20 protein-coding genes and 1 pseudogene are annotated in these 22,843 nt (G+C 63.9%); 12 read left to right on the top strand and 9 right to left on the bottom strand.

Annotated features, from left to right (window positions below; all coding sequences use genetic code 11):
- The first annotated feature begins 142 nt into the window (after window positions 1-142).
- The 6 genes and pseudogenes from G9465_RS20405 (at window position 143) to G9465_RS20380 (ending at window position 4,404) form a co-directional block, all read left to right on the top strand.
- The gene (locus tag G9465_RS20405) at window positions 143-307 is read left to right on the top strand and encodes a hypothetical protein (RefSeq protein WP_166973845.1); all 165 of its coding nucleotides are present in this window, start codon (window positions 143-145) and stop codon (window positions 305-307) included.
- Window positions 297-1,355 carry a sulfite exporter TauE/SafE family protein gene (locus tag G9465_RS20400; RefSeq protein WP_166973842.1) on the top strand — a complete coding sequence of 353 codons (1,059 nt, stop codon included), beginning with the start codon at window positions 297-299 and terminating at the stop codon, window positions 1,353-1,355. Before G9465_RS20405 ends, G9465_RS20400 begins: the two co-directional genes overlap by 11 nt.
- Window positions 1,356-1,535: 180 nt before the next feature.
- Window positions 1,536-1,940 (top strand): helix-turn-helix domain-containing protein, encoded by a 405-nt coding sequence (locus tag G9465_RS20395; protein WP_166973839.1) that lies wholly within the window; start codon window positions 1,536-1,538, stop codon window positions 1,938-1,940.
- A 162-nt stretch (window positions 1,941-2,102) separates the two neighbouring features.
- Window positions 2,103-2,462 (top strand): thioredoxin, encoded by a 360-nt coding sequence (gene trxA, locus G9465_RS20390; RefSeq protein ID WP_166973836.1) that lies wholly within the window; start codon window positions 2,103-2,105, stop codon window positions 2,460-2,462.
- A complete protein-coding gene (locus tag G9465_RS20385) occupies window positions 2,463-2,969 on the top strand; it encodes an NAD(P)/FAD-dependent oxidoreductase (protein ID WP_166974287.1) in 507 nt (168 codons plus the stop codon).
- A 446-nt stretch (window positions 2,970-3,415) separates the two neighbouring features.
- A pseudogene (locus G9465_RS20380) lies at window positions 3,416-4,404 on the top strand (ring-cleaving dioxygenase).
- 26 nt (window positions 4,405-4,430) lie between these two features.
- Here the strand turns inward: G9465_RS20380 and G9465_RS20375 are convergent.
- Window positions 4,431-6,737, bottom strand: a complete 2,307-nt coding sequence (locus G9465_RS20375) for a heavy metal translocating P-type ATPase (protein WP_394353986.1) — start codon at window positions 6,735-6,737, stop codon at window positions 4,431-4,433.
- A gap of 303 nt (window positions 6,738-7,040) precedes the next feature.
- Between G9465_RS20375 and G9465_RS26155 the strand changes: the two genes are divergently transcribed.
- The gene (locus G9465_RS26155; RefSeq protein WP_255491988.1) at window positions 7,041-7,175 is read left to right on the top strand and encodes a hypothetical protein; all 135 of its coding nucleotides are present in this window, start codon (window positions 7,041-7,043) and stop codon (window positions 7,173-7,175) included.
- 188 nt (window positions 7,176-7,363) lie between these two features.
- Here the strand turns inward: G9465_RS26155 and G9465_RS20370 are convergent, their stop codons facing one another.
- Complete coding sequence (locus G9465_RS20370) at window positions 7,364-8,554, bottom strand: ISH3 family transposase (RefSeq protein ID WP_166973833.1); 1,191 nt, start codon at window positions 8,552-8,554, stop codon at window positions 7,364-7,366.
- 80 nt (window positions 8,555-8,634) lie between these two features.
- Here G9465_RS20370 and G9465_RS20365 point away from each other — a divergent pair, with 80 nt between their 5' ends.
- From G9465_RS20365 to G9465_RS20350, 4 genes are all read left to right on the top strand, one after another.
- A complete protein-coding gene (locus tag G9465_RS20365; RefSeq protein WP_227015786.1) occupies window positions 8,635-11,436 on the top strand; it encodes a bacterio-opsin activator domain-containing protein in 2,802 nt (933 codons plus the stop codon).
- A 112-nt stretch (window positions 11,437-11,548) separates the two neighbouring features.
- Window positions 11,549-11,692: a rubrerythrin-like domain-containing protein gene (locus tag G9465_RS20360; RefSeq protein WP_166973830.1), complete on the top strand. Its 144-nt coding sequence runs from the start codon at window positions 11,549-11,551 to the stop codon at window positions 11,690-11,692.
- 193 nt (window positions 11,693-11,885) lie between these two features.
- A complete protein-coding gene (locus G9465_RS20355; protein WP_166973827.1) occupies window positions 11,886-12,188 on the top strand; it encodes a hypothetical protein in 303 nt (100 codons plus the stop codon).
- Window positions 12,189-12,310: 122 nt separating this feature from the next.
- Window positions 12,311-13,564, top strand: a complete 1,254-nt coding sequence (locus G9465_RS20350) for a Glu/Leu/Phe/Val dehydrogenase (protein WP_166973824.1) — start codon at window positions 12,311-12,313, stop codon at window positions 13,562-13,564.
- A gap of 182 nt (window positions 13,565-13,746) precedes the next feature.
- Here the strand turns inward: G9465_RS20350 and G9465_RS20345 are convergent, their stop codons facing one another.
- The gene (locus G9465_RS20345) at window positions 13,747-14,094 is read right to left on the bottom strand and encodes a hypothetical protein (RefSeq protein WP_166973821.1); all 348 of its coding nucleotides are present in this window, start codon (window positions 14,092-14,094) and stop codon (window positions 13,747-13,749) included.
- Window positions 14,095-14,315: 221 nt separating this feature from the next.
- Window positions 14,316-14,915 (bottom strand): hypothetical protein, encoded by a 600-nt coding sequence (locus G9465_RS20340; protein ID WP_166973818.1) that lies wholly within the window; start codon window positions 14,913-14,915, stop codon window positions 14,316-14,318.
- 121 nt (window positions 14,916-15,036) lie between these two features.
- Between G9465_RS20340 and G9465_RS20335 the strand changes: the two genes are divergently transcribed.
- Complete coding sequence (locus G9465_RS20335; RefSeq protein WP_166973815.1) at window positions 15,037-16,344, top strand: cytochrome P450; 1,308 nt, start codon at window positions 15,037-15,039, stop codon at window positions 16,342-16,344.
- 54 nt (window positions 16,345-16,398) lie between these two features.
- On the opposite strand, the gene G9465_RS20330 is transcribed toward G9465_RS20335, so the two are convergent.
- Genes G9465_RS20330 through G9465_RS20310 form a run of 5 tightly spaced genes read right to left on the bottom strand, consistent with a single transcriptional unit; the run spans window position 16,399 to window position 22,744 of the window.
- The gene (locus tag G9465_RS20330; protein ID WP_166973812.1) at window positions 16,399-17,688 is read right to left on the bottom strand and encodes an ABC transporter ATP-binding protein; all 1,290 of its coding nucleotides are present in this window, start codon (window positions 17,686-17,688) and stop codon (window positions 16,399-16,401) included.
- Window positions 17,681-18,736 carry an ABC transporter ATP-binding protein gene (locus G9465_RS20325; RefSeq protein ID WP_227015785.1) on the bottom strand — a complete coding sequence of 352 codons (1,056 nt, stop codon included), beginning with the start codon at window positions 18,734-18,736 and terminating at the stop codon, window positions 17,681-17,683. Before G9465_RS20325 ends, G9465_RS20330 begins: the two co-directional genes overlap by 8 nt.
- Window positions 18,733-19,908 carry an ABC transporter permease gene (locus G9465_RS20320; protein ID WP_166973809.1) on the bottom strand — a complete coding sequence of 392 codons (1,176 nt, stop codon included), beginning with the start codon at window positions 19,906-19,908 and terminating at the stop codon, window positions 18,733-18,735. The genes G9465_RS20325 and G9465_RS20320 overlap by 4 nt, the downstream gene beginning before the upstream one ends.
- On the bottom strand, window positions 19,908-20,876 hold the full coding sequence (locus tag G9465_RS20315; protein WP_166973806.1) for an ABC transporter permease: 969 nt from the start codon (window positions 20,874-20,876) through the stop codon (window positions 19,908-19,910). The genes G9465_RS20320 and G9465_RS20315 overlap by 1 nt, the downstream gene beginning before the upstream one ends.
- Entirely contained in the window at window positions 20,873-22,744 is a 1,872-nt protein-coding gene (locus G9465_RS20310) for an ABC transporter substrate-binding protein (RefSeq protein ID WP_166973803.1), read from the bottom strand. The genes G9465_RS20315 and G9465_RS20310 overlap by 4 nt, the downstream gene beginning before the upstream one ends.
- Between the last annotated feature and the right edge of the window lie 99 nt (window positions 22,745-22,843).

The raw sequence follows: 22,843 nt of genomic DNA, 5'->3' as shown, positions 1-22,843 counted from the left end.
TATCAGTAGTGCTGGGAAGGATAGTGGAATATAGTATTGTGCAGTATCCCCAAAACCATTATAGGAGTGGGTCCGATAGGTGGTATTGAATAGAAATGTGCCAACAACGAATTACTGTGTTCGGGTATCGGAGGGTGAACAGATGGCAGGACTAGAGATTCCCACGTGGGATCCGGAGACGGCCTTGCTCATCGGCACGATCCTGCTGGAAGCGGTCCTGCTGTACGTGGGCTATGGCGGTCTCGAGCGGCTCTTCGGGCCACGCCTCATGGCATTCATAATCGGAGGTGAAGAGAATGCTCGATAGCGTCCTCGACGGGCTCGGCATCTTGGGGACCAGCCCCGAGATGCTGGCGCTGTTCGTCGGGTTCGGCCTCGTCGTCGGGGTGTTGTTCGGGTTCTTCGGCATGGGCGGGTCGTTCCTCGTTACCCCTGCCCTGCTGATGCTGGATTACCCGGCGCCCGTCGCGGTCGGTAGCGGGATGGCGTTCGTCTTCGGGACGGCCGTCATCGCGACCCTGAAACACCACGACCTCGGCCAGGTCGACTACAAGCTCGGCGCGATCATGATTACGGGGACGACTATCGGTATCGAGGTCGGACGCGCCAGCGTCTACTACCTCGAATCGCTTGGACTGGCCGGCGCTCTCATCAGCGTCGCGTACGTCGTCCTGCTCGGCGGCGTCGGTGCGATGGTCACCCGTGACGCCCGAAGAGGCGACGGCAGCGGTGACATCGACCACGAGGCCGCCGATAAGGACCTCAGCGAATACGAGATTCCCGAAATCGCCAAGACGATCCAGCAGACGGTGTGGATTCCGCCGATGGTAACGCTCCGTGGTGACGTCCGCGTTTCCGCGTGGGTTATTACGGCCGTCGCCTTCGCGACCGGCCTCCTGTCGGGCTTCCTCGGCGTCGGTGGCGGCTTCATCCGGATGCCCGCGATGATCTACGCCATCGGCGTCCCGGTTCCCGTCGCCGTCGGTACCGACCTCTTCGAGATCGTCTTCTCCGGCGGTCTCGGGAGCTATCTCTACGGACAGGGCGGCGGCGTCGACCTCGGTATCGTCGTTCCGCTGCTGTTCGGGAGCGCACTCGGTGCCCGTATCGGCTCCGCCGCGACCGCCGTCGTCGACGCCGACGGTATCAAAGTCTACTTCGGCGGTATGCTACTCGTCGGTGCTACCGCGGTCGGCATCGGTGAGGTCGGCTCCTACATCGGGAGTCCGACTCTCGAGATGGTCGGGTTGGTACTCGTCATCGGTGCGGCGGTCGTCGTCGCCGTTGCGATCCTCTACACGTCGGTCGTCTCACTACGCACGACGCGCAAGCAGCAAGCAGTCACCGCGGACTGACTGGGTCTACCCGGCGTCGATATCCCGTCGCTCACGGCCGCGGTCATCTGTTGTTGTCTGCCCGCCAGAGGAAACACCGCTGACTCGTCGCCCCCGCACTCTCCAGTAGATGTGGCACGCAATTGTGCAATCCATACACAAATCTTTTAACAACACAGCACGTACGAGTACGTGATACCGATGCCAGATTCGATGTCCGAACAACTCCAGCGGGACATGGTGTGTGAGGGGCTCCTCGAGTGTTTCCACGGGCTCAAGCAGCTCGATAAGGAGATATTTCAGGAACTCGTCCAGACCGAAGAGCCGCTGACGATCGACGAGATCGCTGAAAAGGTCGACCGCGAGCGGTCGACCGCGTATCGTGCCGTACAACGGCTACTGCAGGCCGGCTTCATCCAGAAGGAGCAGGTGAACTACGAGCAGGGCGGGTATTACCACGTCTACAGGCCGACCGACCCCTCGAACATCGCTGACGACATGCAGCGGATGCTCAACGACTGGTACGCGAAGATGGGCCAGCTCATCCAGGAGTTCGAAAACAAGTACGAGCAGTCTGAGCCCTCGACTCCCACTGTCGAAAGCTAACTTCGTCTCTCACCGTGTAGCGGTCCGGTTTTCCGACGGCGAGCTGGTTTTCTCGCGGGAACGAAGGGACACTGCCGACACGTTGGTCCGACAGTTATAATTGTGTAGTATTGTATATATTCCCCAAAACGCTTAATTGGCACTGGCGCTTCCGAACTAGTGATGGCAACTGATACTGCAGCCGACACCGGCACTACCACCACGAACGAACCACTCCACGTCGACGGAGAGGCCCAACTCGACGACGTCGTCGCCGAGCACGACGTCGTTCTCACGGACTTCTACGCCGACTGGTGTGGCCCCTGCCAGATGCTCGAACCCATCGTCGAGACGCTGGCCGCAGAGACCGACGCGACCGTCGCCAAAGTCGACGTCGACGCCAACCAGCAACTCGCGGCCGCCTACGGCGTCCGGGGCGTCCCGACGCTCGTCCTGTTCGCCGACGGTGAACGAGTCGAGGAGGTCGTCGGCCTCAAAGCCGAAGGGGAGTTCCGAGCGCTCATCGAGTCCTACACGGAATAAATAGCTGAGGACGTACACGACCTCGTCATCGCCGGCTCGGGGGTCGCTGGCCTCTCGGCAGCGGTCTACGCCACTCGTGCCGATCTCGATCCCCTCGTTCTCGAGGGCGACGAGCCGGGCGGCCAACTCACACTGACGACCGACGTCGAGAACTACCTCGGGTTCCCCAAAGAGAAGGCCGAGTCCGGTACCGACGTCGAACGGGAGACAGTCGACGTCGGCGGCGTGTTCTACGCCGTGGGTCATACGCCCAGCACCGAGTTCCTCGACGGGACTGATGTCGAACGCGACGGGGAGGGCTACATCCAGACCCGGACCGACGAGACGGGACGGCCGACGACGAACACGGCCGTAAACGGCGTCTTTGCCGCCGGTGACGTAGCAGACCCCGCGTATCGGCAGGCGATCACGGCCGCCGGGACCGGCAGTATGGCCGCCCTCGACGCCGAGCAGTTCCTCGAAACGTTCGCGGAAGAAGCGCAGTCACCTGTCGAGACACCGGCTTGACACCGCGCCGGCGACGTCGGACGGAGCGCCGGCCCGGCCCAGAGCGACCACGTCGACGGCCGCCGCTCGGGTACCCACTCGAACGCTACGACGAGCACCGAGACGACGACGTGAACAAAAACGGCACCGAAGAGATGAGTTGGGGGGTCGGTCGCCGATAGAGCGCGGTGGGCAACAAAGTACTCGACCAGCGACCGAGATGGATCTCCTCGCCGGGCGGTGATAAGCGGCCTGAAACTGCCGGCAGTAGCACCGATAGTTCTTGCCCGAAGGCACGCTTCGACGTGACAGTTCGAGGTGTGTGTGGTTCGGCGGCGACCGCCGCCGAGGAGGGTCGGGCAGAGACCGGGGCGGTACGTGCCACGTCGTCACGGGTGAGCCCTGCTGAGACCCGGTAACACTCACGTCAGCACGTATTGAAGTGGCTTCGGCGCGTATTCCGGCTAATGACGGACCCAACTCCCACACCGGGCATCCACCACGTGACGTGTATCGCCGGCGACCCACAGCGGACCATGGACTTCTGGGTCGAGACGCTCGGTCTCAGACTCGTGAAACGGTCCATCAATCAGGACGACCCCGGGACCTACCACTTCTTTTTCGCCGACGCCGAGGGGACGCCGGGGACCAGCATGACGTTCTTCCCGTGGGAAGACCTCACGCGGGGGACGGTCGGGTCGGGACAGGTCTCCCGGACCGCGTTCCGCGTCCCCGAGGGCAGTCTCGACTACTGGGAGGACCGCTTCGACGAGTACGGCGTCGACTACGACGACCGCGTCGAGCGGTTCGGAGAGACGGTCCTCCCGTTCCGCGACCCCGACGGCCTCCCGGTCGAACTCGTCGAAGTCGAGATTCCCGAGGACGACCCGACGGTCCCGTGGACGGAGTTCGTCCCCGAGGATTCCGCTATCCGCGGGTTCCACTCGGTGACGCTGTGGCTGGCCGATCCGGCCCCGACGGCGGACTTGCTCCGGACCATGGGCTTTGCGGAAGTGGGAACCGAACAGGCACAGGGCGATAGGCCGGGTGACGAGCGAACCCGCTTTGCCGCTACCGGCCCGGTCGGGACGTACGTCGACGTCCTCCCAACCAGCGAGGCCGGCCGACAGGGCCACGGCACGGTCCACCACGTCGCGTTCCAGACGCCGACCGACGAGGACCAGCAGGCAATGCGCGATGCGGTCCAGTCGGCGGGGCTGCGACCCACACAGCAGATAGACCGCCACTGGTTCCGCTCGGTGTACTTCCGGGAGTTCGGCGGCGTGCTGTTCGAACTCGCGACCAGCGACCCCGGCTACACTGACGACGAACCGCTGGAGGAACTCGGCGAGCGACTCGTCCTCCCGGAAAGTTCGAGGCCCAGCGCGAACAGATAGAGGCCGGGTTGACCGACGTGACGGTGCCGCGGGCCGAACAGGCCGAGGCCGACGACTGAGCGGGCGTCGCTGGGCCGACCGCGGGTCACGCGGTCAGGTCGAGGCCACCGAGCCGTCGGGCGTTGATGGCGACGATAATCGTCGACAGCGACATGAAGACGGCCCCGATGGCCGGCGAGAGGAGGACGCCGACCGGCGCGAGAACCCCGGCCGCGAGGGGCAGTGCAAACACGTTGTAGCCGGTCGCCCACACGAGGTTCTCCTGCATCTTGCGGTAGCTTGCTTTCGAGAGGCGGACGAGGCGTACCACGTCGACCGGGTCGTTGTCGACGAGGACGATGTCGCCCGCTTCGATGGCGACGTCCGTCCCGGAGCCGATGGCGATGCCGACGTCCGCTCGCGTCAGCGCGGGGGCGTCGTTGACGCCGTCGCCGACCATCGCGACCAGTTTCCCCTCGGACTGGAGCCGTTTGACTTTCGTGTCCTTCTCGTCTGGCAGCACTTCGGCGAAGTACTGGTCGATACCGAGTTCCTCGGCGACGGCCCGTGCCACGTCCTCTGAGTCGCCGGTCAGCATCGCTACCTCGATGCCCATCGCGTGCAGTGCCTCGACGGCCCGATAGCTCTCCTCGCGGACGACGTCCGCGAGCGCGAACGCAGCCACGATCTCGGTCTCGTCACGGACGAGATAGACGACGGTCTGTGCGTTCGCCCCCGCCTCGTCGGCGAACGCCGTGATGGCGGGCGACCGCTCGATATCGAGTTTCTCGACGAGGTTGGGGCCGCCGAGATGGACAGGGTCGCCGTCGACGGTCGCTCTGACGCCGAGACCTCGGAGGTTCTCGAAGTTCGAGGCCGGCGCTCGCTGGACGCCGCGCTCCTGTGCCGCGGTCCGGATGGCACGGGCGATCATGTGTTCGGAGTCGCCCTCGACGCCGGCGGCGACCGCGAACGCGCGCTCCTCGTCCCACGCGCTTACGTCAGCGGTTTCTTCGCGCGGACCTGCCCCCTGCGACCGGCCCGGGACGCTTTGTGCCTCGCTGTCGGCGTCTCCTCGTGGCGTCTCCGAGGCGACGCTGACGCCGACGACGCCCTGTTCGCCTTTCGTCAGCGTCCCCGTCTTATCGAACATCACCGTATCGAGGTTTCGGGCCTCCTCCATTGCGATGCGGTCGCGGACGAGTATCCCGTTCTCTGCGGCCGTCGAGGTGTTGATAGCGACCACCAGCGGGACGGCGAGTCCGAGCGCGTGCGGACAAGCGACGACGAGTACCGTCACGACCCGTTCGAGGACGACGACATCGAACCCGGTCGCGACGATCCACGCGACGGCGGTGATGCCAGCGACGGAGAGGGCGACGTAGAACAGCCAGCCGGCCGCGCGGTCGGCGAGTAGCTGGGTCCGGGATTTGGATCGTTGAGCCTCCTCGACGAGTCGCATGATACCCGCGAGTGCGGTCTCCTCGCCCGTCTTGGTGACGCGAACCCGCAGACTGCCGTCCTGGTTGACCGTCCCGGCGACGACCGGGTTACCGGGTTCCTTGCCGACGGGCCGGGACTCACCGGTGATCATCGACTCGTCGACGGACGACTCGCCGTCGACGACTGTCCCGTCGGCCGGGACGCTGGCGCCCGGTCGGACGAGCACGACGTCGCCTTCCGAGAGGTCGGAGACCGGAACCGTCTCCGTGTCCCCACCCTCGGTGACGCGCTCGGCGGTGTCGGGCATGAGCGTCGCCAGTTCGTCGAGTGCGCCGGACGCCTGTCGAACGGAGCGCATCTCCATCCAGTGGCCAAGCAGCATGATGTCTATCAGCGTGACGAGTTCCCAGAAGAAGGGCGTCGTGCCCTCGAGGAACAGACTGGCGATGGAGTAGCCAAAGGCGACGGTGATGGCGAGCGAGATGAGCATCATCATCCCCGGTTCGCGATTCGCGAGTTCCGCGCGAGCCATCGAGAGGAACGGAACGCCGCCGTAGGCGAAGACGACGACCGACAGGACAGGCGTAATCCAGACGCTACCCGGGAACGCAGGTGCGGTGTAGCCGAACACGTCCTGAACGAACTCGCTGAAGAAGACGACCGGAATCGAGAGCACGAGCGACACCCAGAACCGGCGCTTGAACAACCGTTCGTGGCCGCTGTGGTCGGTGTGTGTGCCGTGGCCGCCGTGACCGTCGGTGTCTGGTGCGTCGTGGGCAGACTCGCCGTGGACGTGTTCCGTGTGGGCGGGTGACGGCCTGTGCTGCTCGGGCGATGGTGGTCCTGGCCCGCGCGTCTCGGTATCCGCGTCTAGCTGGCAGATTCGACAGCACGGAACCGTCGATTCCGACCGGTGAGGAACGTCCGCTTCCGAAGAGTCTGACCGGCCGTGCTCCAGATACTCGTCCATAGGTTAGCTATCGGGCGCATCCACCATCATGCTGTTGTGCAGTTGACAGCCGTCGGCGAGTCGGGCGGACGGGCATACGGAGTCGACTTCCTCGGTCAGCCTCCGAGGGGCGAGCGGAAGTGAGAGACCGGTGGAGTTCGTTGGGTACCGCGCTGGTTGAGTACCAAACGTCTTTACCAAACAGGGGTTAGATAGTGAACTATCGATGGACACCGTTTGCCGTTCGACAGCGAGTCGTCGCGACCGGTCCCGAGTCGGGCCCGACACACCGTATCGAAGCGACGTTACGTCTGAGGGAGACTGATGGCGGATTCTGACTCACCGCTTGACTCCGCGGGCATCCTCCTCGCTGGGACGGCTGGCTGGCTCGAACGACTCGCCGAGCGGATCGACTCGGACACCGCTGGGACAGTCGCTAGTTGTCCACTCTCTCAATAGCGGCGGCAACAAGAAGCTGGTCTGACACGGTGAGAACGCCGAAACGAGGCGGAGTACATTTTTGGCACTACGGAGACTGGGAGAAGAGTCAAAGATCTGGCTACTTTCCGCTGTGACCGTCGCTCAAACCGCTCTCAGAAGACAGCTGTTGCTCCTCGCCAGCCTCGCTTCGACCGAAGCGAGGCGGCTCAGCCGAGTCCGTGCTCGTATCCTGGTGGCAGTCCTTTCCCGTTCGTCCGATGCTTGTTCTTCCAGCCCAGCTCGTCGTCCAACACCCGTTCGATCCCATGGAGAAACGCATCACTGAACGTGAACTCTACAGGGAGTGCTCGCCCGCCACGCCGTGGCCGGGCGAGCACTGCCCACTGCACCACCAGCCACAACTGCTCTATCAGGAAGCCAACACCCACGTAGAAGAGCCGAATTGTCGTCGATGACGTTGTTGTCAAGGCTCGTGCCTCACGGAACTTCTCGTAACTCTTCTCGATCTGTGAGCGCTTGTCGTAGATTGTTGCGACTTGCTGCGGCGTGCGGTCTTCCAGACCGTACGCCGCGTACCCCGTTGTTTTCACACCAGACTTCCCACGATCACCGTTCTGGTAGGTGACGCTCACCGCCAGCGGAAACGTCTGCTCGTGCTCTTTGTCTTCACAGATCGTCTCTTCAGTCATGTACGACGCCGTCGCTGCGAGTTTCTCCCGCAGCGACGCCTTCCCTGTCTTGACCGGGAAGACTGGCGGCGCAACCGCCCGAAGCACGCCGATCACCTCGCCGACGTAGGCTGCGCGATCCATAAGAAGCTGGTCAACGTCGAACGGATACACCGCGACGCGGGCGAGCACGCGCTCGACCGCGTCGGCCTTGCTGTCCTCACCATCGACCGGTTCAACCGCCAGTGTCAGTGGCTTTCCCTGCGCGATCACGAACGCCGTACAGTACCGATGACACTGCGTTGTCCCGTCCCGAGCAGCCATCCGGCGGATCTCGTCGTCGCTCTCCGGTGTCCCATGGAACGGGTTGTCCATGAAGTCGATGCAGACGGTTCTCGACCGCGACCGGTCGAGAACCGACACCGCCAGCAAAGCGAGAATATCGTTGATAGCGTCTAGCATTGGCTCTTTGGCGAGCGTATGAAGCCAATTCATGACGGGTTCTCTGTTGGGTGTCTCCTCTGTGTTGGTCGTGACGCCGTTGACCGATGTTGTCCCAACAGCTGCTCGCAGAATAACTTCCATGATATCGCCGGAATCGAGGGGCGAGCCCTCGATTCCTGGCATCGGTACCAGCTCAAGCACCTCCAGAGCAAGAGATTTCAACTGGGCGTTCGAAATGAACTCGTCCGGATCTGTGAGAACTTCCTTGAGCAAGGGGACGTTCATCACGAGTGTATCCGGACAGCGGGTGAATCAGTAATCTGATTCATCCGCTTCACTCCTACAACGCGTCAGCTATTGGTCAGTTGAATCAGAGTGGACAACTAGCGACAGTACACACGGCCGAGACGGCAGCGAACGCGCTCGACGCCGTCCGGGACGGCCTCGTCGACTGTGTCGTCACGGCGTACGCGCTCGATGAGACGACCGGTGTCGAACTCGTAGAAGCGGTTCGAAGCGAAGGGTCGGCGGTACCCGTTCTCCTCGGGACGGCCAACGGGAACGAGACTATCGCCAGCGAAGCGATCGCGTCCGGCGTCACCGACTATATCGTGGTAACGGAGCCGATCGGCCGGACGGTCGATACGGTACTGAACCGTACCGAAGAGGCGCTCCGTACCACGTCGCAGGCGGACGTCCAGCGCGACCGAGCACAGCAGTTCGACGCAGTGTTCAACGACACGCAGACGGCGACGTGGGTGCTAGACCCCGACGGGACGCTCGTCCGTGCGAACGAGAGGGCGCGTGAGATGATCGACGTAGACGCCGAAGCGGTTCTGGGTGAGCCCTTCTGGACGCTGCCGTGGTGGTCACATACGGCGGCGATGCAGGACGACGTCCGACAACTCGTCGAGGAGACGCGGGACGGGACCGCCGGCAACTCGATACTCTCCGAACCACCGGACAGCGAATCCCAGCGCGTCATCGATCTGTCCGTTCGCCCCGTCGAAAACGAACGCGGCGACCTCACGTCGATCGTGATCAGGGGCGTCGAGATAACGGAACGGGTCTCGCTCGAACGCGACCTCCGGCAGTCCGAGGAACTCCACCGAGTGACACTCAACAACATGACCGACACCGTCCTCATCACGGACGAGGACGGCGAGTACACGTACGTCTGTCCCAACGTCCACTTCATCTTCGGATACACGGCAGCGGAGATTCGCAACGGGGGAACGATCGACGACCTCCTCGGCGAGGACCTCTTCGACCGCGACGAACTCGCAGCGACCGGGAGCCTGAAGAACATCGAGTGTACGGCGACAGACAAGGCCGGCCGTGAGCACACGCTGCTCGTCAACGTCCGAGCGGTCGACATTCAGGGCGGTAAGTTCCTCTATAGCTGTCGAGACATCACGAAACGCAAGCAACGCGAGGAGGCGCTCGCGACGCTTCAGGAACTGGCGCGTGGGTTCCTGTACGCCGGAACGCACGACGAGATTGCCCAACATATCGTCGAAGACTCGCCGAGCGCCCTCGATCTCGAGGCGACTGCGATATATCTGTTCGACGCCGACACCAACGAACTCCGGCCCGCCACACACTCACAGACCATGCGCGACCTCCACGGCCCACTGCCGAGGATTCACGCCGACGGTGACTCACTTCCGGGGTACGCGTTTATCGAAGGGACGGCGCTGTTTTTCGACGACGTCCACGAGGCAGACCGACTCGACAACCGGGCCACAGACCTCAGAAGTGCGGGCTACGTCCCGCTGGGCGACCACGGTATCTTCGTCGCAGGGTCTCCGGACGTCGCCGCGTTCGACGACGTCACCCGAGAACTGGCAGACCTGCTCGCGGCGACCGCCGAGGCAGCGCTCGATCGGGTCAGAAGGGAGTCACAGCTCCGCGCACAGGACAGACAGTTACAGCAGCAAAACGAACAGCTCACGGCACTGAACCGTATCAACGAGACGATCAGAGCCATCGATAGGGCGATCGTTCAGGCGGAGACGCGTGACGAGATCGACCACACCGTCAGCGAACTGCTGACCAGTGACGAGCGGTTCAGTTTCGCCTGGATCGGCGGCGTCGATTCGACGACCGACACCCTCGAACCACGGGCGTGGGCGGGGGACGAACAGGGATACCTGGATAGTCAGGTGTTCACCGTCGATGCGTCGGGCACCGAGCCAGCCGGGAAGACAGCGGCGACCGGCGACGTGACCATGGTTCCCAACGTCGCGACCAATCTCCGGGAAGACGAGTGGCGGGCGGACGCGCTCACCCGCGATTTCATGTCCGTGCTGAGTATCCCCCTCGTGTACAACGATCTCACGCACGGCGTCTTGACCGTCTACGCCGATACCCGGGACGCGTTCGACGAGACCGCCCGCGCCGTACTGGCCGAACTCGGGGAGACGATCGCCTCCGCGCTCAGTGCTATCGAGCGGAAGAACGCCCTCCTCACGACGTCGCTGACGCGTGTCGCGTTCGAAATCGACGACGAGACGTTCATCCTCTCCCGTCTCGCTCGGGTGGCCGACTGCACCCTCTCGTATCAGGGGGGCGTACAGCAGACGACAGACGGGAGTTACGTGTTCGTCACCGTCGAGGACGCTGCCGTCGAGACCGTGGCGGCCGCCGCATCCGAGCTAGCCGGCATCGACGACGTCCGACAGATAAGCGAAGAAAGCGACGGCGGTGTCCTGCGGCTGGGACTCGGGCGGCCGTTTCTCGCACTGGAGTTGGCCGACCACGGCGCCGTCTTCCGGGAGGCGACTGCCGATGCGACGTCGACCACACTGACCATCGACGTCCCGGACAGTATCGACGTCCGGAACATCTCGCAGTTGGTCGACGAAGCGTTCTCCGACGTCGAACTCCACAGCAAGCAAACGTTCGACCAAGCCGCCGAACACGACGTCTACACGCGGTTCCTCTCTGACCTCACCGAACGGCAACTCGAAGTCGTTCAGACGGCCTATTACAGCGGCTTTTTCGAGTCGCCGCGCGAGAGCACCGGTGAAGACGTCGCGACGATGCTCGATATCTCTCCGCCAGCGTTCTACCAGCACGTCCGGACGGTCCAACGGAAACTGTTCACGACGCTCTTCGAGGAGCAGAGCGTCTCGGTTGCAGCATCGGGCGGCAGGGTTCAATAGTTAACACCTGGTTCTCAGCGTACCTTGATGCTAAACTGCTGGGTATTCGCTCGTACCCGCCTTTGTACCACGTGAGTGCCACGGACCGACGGCTGGCACTCGTGAACGCACAATGAGAGATGTCTCGCAGACCCCCGACGAGGAAACGCCGTACGAGTGCTTCGAGTGTGGGTCCGTCGTCGTTGCGGAGGACAACCCAGACCCCTGTCCTAACTGTGGCGGCGAGATGCGAAACCGACAAACTCCGATGGAGTAACGATGTCGCTCGGTTCGGGAATCGCCGCCACCGGAACGACCGATAGTCACGCAGGCCCGCTGATATCCGATTCGGCAGTCGGTACGGAGCGCTCACCGATGGCCGTGAACACGGCTGCCTCGAAATACGGGCCCGCTGGTCTGACCCAGACGTCCGGGGAGGTACAGCGACACTCTCAGGATTCGATTCAGCTATGACAGACGTCCAAAGTCGCCTAGAAGAGACGAGAGCCGTCAGACACGTAGCGGAACCGACGTCGTTGCCGGTCTTCCGGTCCGTCACGCGAATCTGGCACTTCCCCAGTGGAGACGCGCTCCTCGAACTCGCAGATCATCGCGACTGCCTACTGCCGAACGTCGACCGCGTCGACGTTCCAGCGAGCGAGAGAGAGCGGGTCGGAGATGCTGTGGTACTCGATACGGAGACCGCTGTTCGTGTCTCCGAAGAACAGGGCCGCATGATAATTAAAGAATTTGACAAGGAAATAATACTGTAGCAATATAACCTAAGAAATCGAGCCGTGTAAGCCCTATACCCAGTGGCTACGCTATCATCAAATAGTGTAATCTCCCGGATAGAATGGATAGCTTTTGGTATCTCGATTTCGCTGGTCGATACATGTCCGATGTAAATCCGTACCAGAGTTTACGGACACAGATCGACGAGGCAGCAGAGTACCTTGACGTCTCCGACGGGCAGATCGAGCGGCTGAAAAATCCCGAGCGGATACTGGAGACGAACCTTTCGGTCGAGATGGACGACGGTTCGGTCGAGGTGTTCCGCGCGTACCGCTCGCAGTTCAACGGTGACCGTGGGCCGTACAAGGGCGGCATCCGCTACCACCCGCAGGTCAGCCGCGACGAGGTCAAGGCCCTCTCGGGGTGGATGGTCTATAAAACGTCGACGAGCGATATTCCGCTCGGCGGTGGGAAAGGCGGTATCGTCATCGATCCGGCCGAGTACTCCGAGAGCGAACTCGAACGAATCACGCGCGCCTTCGCGAAGGAACTGACCCCGCTTATCGGCGCCGACCGTGACGTGCCCGCCCCCGACGTGAACACGGGCCAGCGTGAGATGAACTGGATCAAAGACACGTACGAGACCATCGAAAATACGACTGAGCCCGGCGTCATCACCGGTAAAGACCTCTCGAGCGGTGGGAGCGAGGGGCGTGTCGAGGCGACAGGCCGTTCGACGGTCGTCGCAGCGCGTGAGGCGTTCGATTATCTCGGGAAGGACATCGAAGGCGCGACGGTCGCGGTGCAGGGCTACGGTAACGCCGGGTGGATCGCGGCAAAACTCGTCTACGAGATGGGCGCCGACGTCGTCGCCGTCTCGGACTCCAGCGGTGCCATCTACACCGAGGAGTCGTTCGACCCCGTCGCGGTCAAAGAGTTCAAACGCGAAACCGGGAGCGTCGTCGGGTATCCCGACGCCGAGGACGAACTCACCAACGACGAACTGCTGACGCTCGACGTGGACCTGTTGATCCCGGCTGCGCTGGAAAACGCCATCGACGAGTCACTGGCACACGAAATCTCTGCCGACGTCGTCTCCGAGGCTGCGAACGGCCCGATCACGCCCGCGGCCGACGAGATTCTCAGTGACGACGACGTCCTCGTCGTTCCGGACATCCTCGCGAACGCCGGCGGTGTCGTCGTCTCCTACTTCGAGTGGGTACAGAACCGCCAGCGCTTTTACTGGTCCGAAGACCGCGTCAACGAGGAACTGGACTCGACCATCGTCGAGCAGTTCTGGAACCTCGTCGATGCCTACGAGGACCGAGAGCTACCGTCGCTCCGGACTGCCGCCTACGTCGTCGCGCTCCAGCGCGTCATCGACGCCGGCGAGCAGGCCGGCCGGTGGCCCTAATACGGACTCCCCGGTGTCCCTCGTCGTTCGAGGACGGCGCGACGACGCAGGGATAGACCAGTCGTCACCGTCTACCGGTGACACTGCCTGAGAACTCATCTCAGGCGTGGGCAGCGCCTTCGACGTCGTCGACGCTCGCATCGAAGTAGTGGGGAGAACTCCCGTCCGTAGTTTACGCGTAGTCACGTGTCCAGAATCTCGGCCAGCCGCGCCTCCCCGAGCGTGTCGACCAGTTGCGCGAGTTCGACGACTCGCTCTTCGCCGAGCGTGTCGACCAGTTCCCGTATCTCGTCGGGGTCGAACGTCCGGGCGACGTAACCGAGGTTCTCGACCATCTCAGTGGTTCGTTCGAGGACGTCCGCGTCCGGTGCGAGACTCAGCGGCCGGTTCGTGAACCGGCCGTCCTCGTTGTAGTAACAGAACCGGAGTTCCGCCTCGTCGGCGTCGTCGGGTTTGACGACCTGCAAGACCCCGTAGCCGTCCTCCCACTCGTCCAGTTCGACTTCGAGGAGATTCTCGTAACGAGTCATAGGCGCCGATACCAACCGATAGCACCTATTTCTTGGGACTGCTTCAGCGTGAGCCTCTGTCTACGGTTGAGGAACGCAACTATCCGCGTTTATCGACGCATCCGAAATGTCTCCCGTACCGTCGCGAGGGGGCGCTACGACGGTCCTCCCGGGGCTTCGACGCCTGCGCGGGATATCTCAGGGCATCGTGGGCGAAGTGTGAGCAGGCGCGAAGTCACGTCTCATCGTACACCACCGCCGTTCGCCGAGGATTCGAGACGGGACACCGCGAGCAAGAGGGCGACAGAGAGCGCGACCCCGCCGACGGACTGCAGCCACGTATGCGCTCCGGCGAGTGGGCGAGCGAAGACCATCCCCACTGCGACGGCGAGCAGTGGTACGAACCGTCTATCCACGAACAGCAGATAGCCCGCTGGCACCAGTGCGTACAGCACGTGACTCGATATGTCCCAGAACGGGGTGATGAGGAGATGTGGGACGGTCGCGGCGACAAGGAGGAGCGCGTACTCCGGCACGATAGCCCCCCAGTTCCGTCTCCGCCAGACGAACCAGATCACGAGAATCCCGATCCCCAACCCCGCGCTGCCAGTGGCGTCTACCCCCCACTCGGGGACCGTCTCGACCGCCAGTGGCACGCCCTGATAGATGGCGAACGCGATGCCCCACCCCAGACCGAGGACGGCGAGCCGAGCAGTCAGTCCGGCGGACGAGCGCGCTGAATCGCGGTGCCACTCGAAGCCGATGACGAGGACGCTACAGAGAAGAACGAAGAGTTCGGGCGCGAAAACCGCCGAGTACGTCTTGGCGATATCTGTGAGCATCTAGAACAGCGACCGTACGTGTCGCTTGTGGCGGTTTCGGTTTGCCGTCGACGTCGGAACACTGCACCGGCGAACTGCGAGAACCAACACCTTTGCCTGCCGCGGTCCACGGCCGAAGTAGATGCCCCGGACGAACTCCCGTCCCCCGACACCACCCGGCAAGCCGGTAGTCGGACATACGGCGGCCTTCGTGAGCGACCCGTTCGGCTTCGTCAGACAGTCGGTGGACTCGACTGGCGACGCGTTCAGGATGCAGTTACTGGGCAAAGACGTGTACGTGCTCGCACATCCGGACTACGTGGGAACGGCGTTGTCGAATCCGAATACCTTCGCCAAACCCGACGACTTCGAAGTGGCGTTCGGAGACGCCCTGCTCGCGGTCGAAGGCGACCAGTGGCAGCGACAGCGCCACTCGATGGAGCCGTTTTTCAGTCCGAGGCGTCTCGCAGACCACGCCGAGACGATGACCGAGGTCGCCGCGTCTCGGGTCGCTGACTGGGCGTCAGGTGAGTCCGTCCCCGTCGACGAAGAGATGAAAGCTATCGCCCTGCACAACCTGTTCGAGGTGGTGCTCGGCCAGTCGCTCTCCGACGAGGAAATCGACGAACTGTCGACCGCCGCACAGGCGCTCAATCTGTGGTTCAAGCCGACGTCGTGGGCCCTCCCCGAGTGGGTGCCGACACCCGCCCGTCACAAGTTCAAGCGCGGTAGCGCGGAGTTGCGCGAGCGAGCGCGGACCTTGCTGGCAGCGTCCGGTGAACGGCCCCAGGAGGATAGCCTGCTCGCCACGCTCGCCGAGTTGCGCGACGACCCCGACTCGGCGTACGACCAGTCGGAGGTGCTCGATCAAGTGGTCGGGATGCTGTTTGCCGGACACGAGACGACGGCGCTCGCGATGACCTACGCGTTACACCAGATAGCCACACACCCCACGGTCGCGGACCGGTTCCACGCCGAAATCGACGCCGTCCTCGACGGACGGCCGTCGTTCGATCAGTTGCAAGAACTCGACTACCTCGAACGGATCGTCGACGAGACGCTCCGATTGTACCCCCCGGTACACGCGATTCCGCGCGTCACGACCGAGTCCGTCGGCGTCGGCGACTACACGATTCCCGAGGGCGCGACGGTGTTGCTCAGCGTCTGGTGTCTCCACCGCGATCCGCGATTCTACGACGACCCGCTCACGTTCGACCCGGGACGGTGGGCGGAGACCTCGCCCAGAGACCGAGGACACGCGTTCGTGCCGTTCGGGGCTGGCCCACGCACCTGTATCGGGCGGCACTTCGCTCGCCTCGAAGCGAAGGCGGTGCTCGCCGAAATCGGTCGGCGGTACCACCTCGACGCCGACAGCGGTATCGAGGTGGCACCGCAGATGACGACCCAACCGGAGGGGCCGGTGAACCTTCGGGTGTCGGACCGAACCTGAAGACGCCGACGCGCGTTTTCGGCTGGTCCGGGCGGCGACCCGCGGGAAGTCGACTCAGGAGTGGCGCGCCCCGTCGGATTCGACGAGGTGACAGGCCGCGCGATGCTCGTCGGTCACCCACACCTCGGCTGGGACCTCGCGGGCACAGACGGTCGGGAAGGCGTCTTCGAGCCGTCTGTGTGCGCGGTCCACGTCGCCGCCGAGGACGTTCGTCAGCGCCGCGTCGAGGGTTTCCTCGGCCGCCGGGTCCCCGAGCGTGTCGGGGATGTCGAACTCCGCACGGATTGCGGCCCGGACTTGCTCGTCGGTGACCGCCCCGACCGGGGTGTCGGCTTCGGCGGCGACGAACTCCCGGACCGACTCGGGGTCGACGCCGTCCGTGGCGAGGCGACGACGGAAATCGAGGACGGCGCGCCACGCCCGCTGGTCGATGTCGTATCCCGGCGGCGGGATGACCTTCGGACACCGCGTGTGGAACCGACAGCCGCTCGGTGGGTCACCGGCAGAGGGCACGTCCCCGCGTAGCTCGACCCGGTTGCCACGTTTCCGCGGGTCGAGCGTCGGTATCGAGACGATGAGCACCTCCGTGTAGGGATGCTGTGGCGAGTCGAACAACCGAGCCGTCGGGGCGTCCTCGACGATTTCGCCGAGGTACATCACGGCTGTCCGGTCACAGATCTCGCGGACGATGCCCATGTCGTGGGTGATGACGAGGAGGCCGAGGCCGAACTCTCGCTGGATGTCCTCAAGCAACCCGAGAATCGCCGACTGGACGGACACGTCGAGCGCGCTCGTCGGCTCGTCGGCGATGAGCAGGTTCGGGTTGAGGACGAGCGCACGAGCCAGCGCGACGCGCTGTTTCTGGCCGCCGGAGAACTCGTGGGGGTACCGGTCGACGTCGTCAGCCGACAGGCCGACCCGCTCTAGCAGGTCCGTGGTCACCTCTCGCCGGAGTTCGCGGTCGGTCACGCCGTGGATGACGAGCGGTTCGGCCACCGACTCCCCGATGGTCATCCGGGGGTCGAAACTGGCGCTCGGGTCCTGAAAGATCATCTGGGCCTTCCGGCGGAACGCCTTCAGCGCCCGTCCAGAGAGGTCGGTGACTTCCTCGCCCTCGAAGCGTATCGACCCGGCGGTGGGTTCTTCCAGTCGGAGCATCGTCCGGGCCGCGGTCGATTTCCCGCACCCTGACTCCCCGACGAGGCCGACCGTCTCGCCCCGTCGGACCGAGAGGTCGATGCCGTCGACGGCCCGCACGGTCCCGACCTGTCGCCTGAGAACGCCCTCGGTGATGGGGAAGTGCTTCGTCAGGTTCTCCACCTCGAACAGCGGCGGCTCAGCCATCCGGGTCACCCTCCGACTGGCCGTTTCGGAGTACGTCCGGGTCACCGCCGGGCCCGTAGTACACGCAGGACGCGGTCTGGGCGTCCGCGACGTCGTACAGCGGCGGCTGGTCGCCCGTGTGACACTCTTTGCGAGCGTACTCGCACCTGCTGGCGAACCGGCATCCCGGCGGAGGGTCGTGGAGGTCCGGTAGCGTGCCCCCGATACTCCGGAGCGGCCGGCCGCGGCCGGGCAGACAGTCAAACAGCACTTGCGTGTACGGATGGGCCGGTGTGTCGAACACTTCGTAGACGCTCCCGCGTTCCATCACCTTCCCGGCGTACAGCACGACGACCCGGTCGGCGAGTTCGGCGACGACGCCGAGGTCGTGGGTGATGAGCAGAATCGCCATGTCGTACTCCGTCTGGATCGATTCGAGGAGGTCGAGCAACTGCGCCTGAATCGTCACGTCGAGTGCCGTCGTCGGTTCGTCGGCGATGAGCAGGTCCGGAGTGGCCGCGAGCGCCATCGCGACGACGATGCGCTGTTTCATCCCGCCGGAGAACTCGTGGGGGTAGTCGTCGTACCGCGTCGTCGCGTCGGGGATGCCGACCTGATTCAGGAGCGTGAGCGCGCGCTCTCTGGCCGCGGCGTCGCTTACGTCCTCGTGGACCTGTATCGCCTCGCGAATCTGCCAGCCGACGGTGTAGCAGTGGTTGAGCGCGTGCTGTGGGTCCTGAAACACGTGGGCGATGCGGTCGCCGCGGATGGCGCGTAGGTCTCGTTCAGAGAGCGACAGCAGGTCCCGGCCGTCGAGTTCGGCCACGCCGCGGACGATACGCCCCGGCGGCATCCGGATCAACTTCGTTATCGTCTCTGCGGTGACGGTCTTGCCGCTCCCGCTCTCGCCGACGAGACAGACAGTCTCGCCCCGGTCTACGTCGAAGTCGACGCCGTCGACGGCCCGGAGTGGCCCCCGGTCAGTCTCGAACTCGACGGTGAGGTCACGGACGGACAGCAGCGACATCTCTTGCTGTGTCTCGGTCGCCCCCCGCTGGTGCTGACTCATCGCTCCCCCTCCGAACGGGGGTCGAGCGCGTTCCGTAGCGCGTCGCCCACGAAGTTGAACGCCAGAATCGTCAGGAACAGGAAGACCCCCGGGACCGTCGAAATCCACCACGCCGTCCGGAGGTCCGAGCGGCCGGCGGCAATCGTCTGGCCCCACGAGGGTATCGTCGGGTCGCCCAGCGAGAGGAACGCAAGCCCCGCCTCGAACAGAATCAGCCCGGGGATCAACAGCGTCAGGTTCGTGATGACCGTCCCCGAGACGTTCGGCAGGATGTGGCGTCTGATGACGTGTGCAGTGCTCGCGCCGGCACAGCGTGCGACTTCGACGTACTCGTCTTCCGACCGCTGGAGGGCCGCACTCCGGACGAGTCTGGCGGTCCCGCCCCAACTGAGCAGCCCGAACACGAGAATGAACATCAGCAGACTCCCGCCGAAGAGGTAGATGAGCAAGAGGTACAGCAGGAAGGATGGGAACACCTGCTGGATGTCGACGTAGCGCATCAGCACCTCGTCGACGAGGCCGCCGACGTAGGCGGCGACGGTGCCGACCGTCGCGCCGATGCTGATGATGAGAAACGACGTTATCAGGCCGATACGAATCGAGACGCGCATCCCGAGGACGACCAGCGAGAGGATGTCTTTGCCGTCGCCGGTCGTCCCGAGCGGGAACTGCCAGCTTCCGTGACATCGCCCGTCGACGACGTCACCGCCGCAACTGAGCGGTACGGAACTGTCGACGGCGAGACCGACCGGCGGCTGGTAGCTCTGTGTGAGTTCGACCTGTGGCTTGCTGACGAGCAGCGGCCCGACGAGCCCCAGCGTGAAGACGATAAGCAAAAATCCGAGGCTGACCACGGCGGCCCGGTTCTTCCGGAACTCCCGCCAGTAGTGGGCGGTCATCCGTCGGTGGGTCGCCAGCGGGACGAGAACGTAGAAGACGAACAGGGCAAGCGAGACCACGAACAGCCAGTCCAGTTGGGTCAGGTCCCAGCCGTCACGGAGTACGGGATTCGGCGAGAACAGCGGGGCTTCTCGAACGTAGTCGAACGCGAAGACGAGTGCCAGCGCCGCGAGCGTGGTCAGGAACCCTGCTGTCTGTCGGCGCAGCACGATGCCGCGTTTGGCCTCCCAGTCGATGTCCTCGAAGCGACGGCGTGGGGAGTCCAGACTCATCAGCGGTCACCGTAGTCGATGCGGGGGTCGAGCACCGTGTAAGCGATGTCCTGTAACAGGTTGCCGACGACGGCGATGAACACGCCGACGAGCGTCGTCGCCAGCACCAGCGGCGTATCCTGATTCTGGATGGCCTTGAAACTCAACTGTCCGAGCCCCGGGATGCCGAACACCACCTCGACGAGGTACGAACTCGCGATGAACAGTCCGAGCAGGTCCGCCACCAGAATCGTCGAGAGCGGCACGGCGGCGGGCCGAAGCACGTGCAACAGCAGTATCCGTCGCTCCGAGACGCCTTTCGCCTTCGCCGTCTTCGTGAAGGTGGCCTCGACGTACTCCAGCGCCTCCGCCCGGGTGTACCGCGTCAGGCTCGCGATAGACCCCGTCGTGAGGACGAACACGGGCAAGACGAGCTGTCTGGCGTTGGCCAGACTGAACACGGGTGCGTCCGGGTCGAAGACGATGGGGACGAGGTCGAGGTGGACGCCAAAGAGCACTAGCAGAACGATGCCGAACCAGAAGTTCGGAATCGCGTACCCGAAGAAGGCGAGGAAGGTCGCGGCGTAGTCGAACCGGGAGTACTGGTGCGTCGCCGAGTACAGGCCGATAGACAGCCCGAAGGCGACCGTCAGAATCGTCCACGGCACGGAGTACATCATCGTATACGGCAGGGCATCGGCGATGGCGGCAGTCACCAGTTGGCCCCGAGAGGTGCTGTATCCCCAGTTGAACGTCGCCATGTTGGTCATGTAGTCCGCGTACTGCCGCCACAGCGGCCGGTCGAGGCCGCGCTGTTGCTCGTAGGCCGCTCTGGCGGCCTCCGCGTCGCCGCCCGAGACGGCGGCTTGGAACTGGATGCTGGTGAGCGCCTGTTGCTCTGTGACGTACAGCAGCGCCCACGTTATCGAGAGGATGACGAACGTCGCGACGATGGCCCAGAGCAGCCGCCGGGCGACGTACCACCTCATGACTCGAAGTAGTACGTCTGGGAGTTCCAGCCGCTCGCGAACGTCTCCGTCGGCCCGACGAGTTCGTCCTGTGCGCCGACGATGTTCGACGGCATCAGCAGGAAGCCAAAGGGCTGTTCACGGGCGAGTTTCTCGAACACCTCGGCGAATAGCTCTCGTCGCCGCTCCTCGTCGACGGTTCGGGACGCCTTGGCGTACAGTTCCGGGATGTTCGACTCGGGGACGTAGCCGTAATAATTGACGTTCCCCCGTGTCCTGAAGAACGTGGCACTCGAACTGGGCGTTCGCGGGTAGGTGTTGAACCCGAGGACGACGGACATGTCCCACGGTTCCTGACTGACTGAGACGTCGCGTGGCCCACCGTTGAACAGGCCGGCGCTCCACGGGACCTCCGTCCCCCTCGGCGGACTGTTCGCCGCGTACTTCTGCTGGAACGTGTTGCCCGGCACCGTCTCGATGCGGACGCCGATACCGAGGTTCGATTCGACCTCCTGTGCGACGAGTTCCGCCAGCGTCTGGTTTGTCCTGCTCGCGGTACTGGCGTACAGCGAGAGCGTCACCGCCGACCCGTCCGGGCCGAGGAGCGTGTCACCGTCGTACCGGTAGTCGGTGCCCTCGATGGCACGCCGCATCCGACGTCTGGCCGGGTCCGGACCGTAGAGGTCGTCGACACCGAAGCGGTACTGTTCGATTCCCGCCTCGACGTACCACTTAGAGAACCGTGGCTGCATCGTGAAGGCCGGTTCGGCGAACCCGCGATAGAGGTTCCCTGCGAGCGTCTGCTTGTTGACGGCACAGACGAACGCCTGCCGGACCGGAACCTTCCTGAACAGTCGCCATCCGTTGGCCCGCATGTTGTACTTGAGCGCTTGCACGAACGGTTGTGGCTGGACGTACACGTCGACCGTTTCGAGTTCCTGAAACTCCCGAGCGTTCTGCGGAGGGATGCCGGCGCTCGTCACTTCCCCCTCCCGTAGCGCGTTCAACCGAGAGGACTCCTCGGAGATGACCCGTATCGTGTACGAGTCGAAGTACGGTGCGTTGCGCCACTCCTCGCCGACGTCGTCTAGTTCGCGGACGTAGTACTCGTCGTTGCGCGTGGTGACGTACTGCGACTCTCGCTCCCACTCCTCGAACGTGTACGGCCCGAGGTTACCGGTGTACTGGAGTTGGTTGATTTCCTCGTCCTGCTGGAGACCCTGTGTGTCCTTGTCGGGAACGTACTTCTCCAGAATCCCCTTCGGAAGACAGCTCTGGCCCCACATGACTGGCTTGAGCGGGAACGACGGGTCGACGTCGGGAAGCCGGATTTCGAAGGTCAGGTCGTCGATCCGCTCGACCGGAATCGGCTCGCCCTGCCGGAACCAGTCGCCAGCGTTCGTGTAGCCCGCCCAGTTGTCCTCCCCCTGAAAGACGTTCCGTATCATGTACACCCAGTCCTCGGCGGTCATCCTGCCGTACCCGCCGCCCCATCGGAGGTTGTCACGGAGCGTGATTCGGTAGGTCTGGCCGTCGTCCGTCGACGGTTCGGCCCAGAGCGGGAACACGTTCTGGTCGTCGTCGACGGCCCACGCACCGTCGAGCGTGAGGCCGACGAACGCCCCGGACGTGGTGTCGTTGGTGAACAGCCAGTTCAGCGAGTTGGCGTCGGACCCGGCGACGCCGACGAACTCGCCGGCCGGTTCCCGTAGTCCCGCCTCGTCGGTGTCGACGCCGGTCTGCGTCTGGGTGGTAGTGGTACCGCCACCGTCACCGAACAGCCCGTTACAGCCTGCTACCGACGATGTGACGCCGATACCCAGTGCCCGGAGTAGACCACGCCGGGTCGGACGAGAGAGCGTGTGGGAAACCCCATCATCGATTGACATTACCTAGCACAGAGGAACTGTGTATTTATTAACCATTTGGGTGGGTCCACCGTCCGGGGCTACCCCGAAGCCGAAGTCGGGTCGCCGCCGTCCCGCGAC

Origin of the sequence: Haloarcula sp. JP-L23, assembly GCF_011602445.1 — an archaeon.
Taxonomy (GTDB): domain Archaea; phylum Halobacteriota; class Halobacteria; order Halobacteriales; family Haloarculaceae; genus Haloarcula; species Haloarcula pellucida.
Note: the sequence above shows the minus strand (reverse complement) of the source record. Positions and strands in the feature narration are given on the sequence as shown.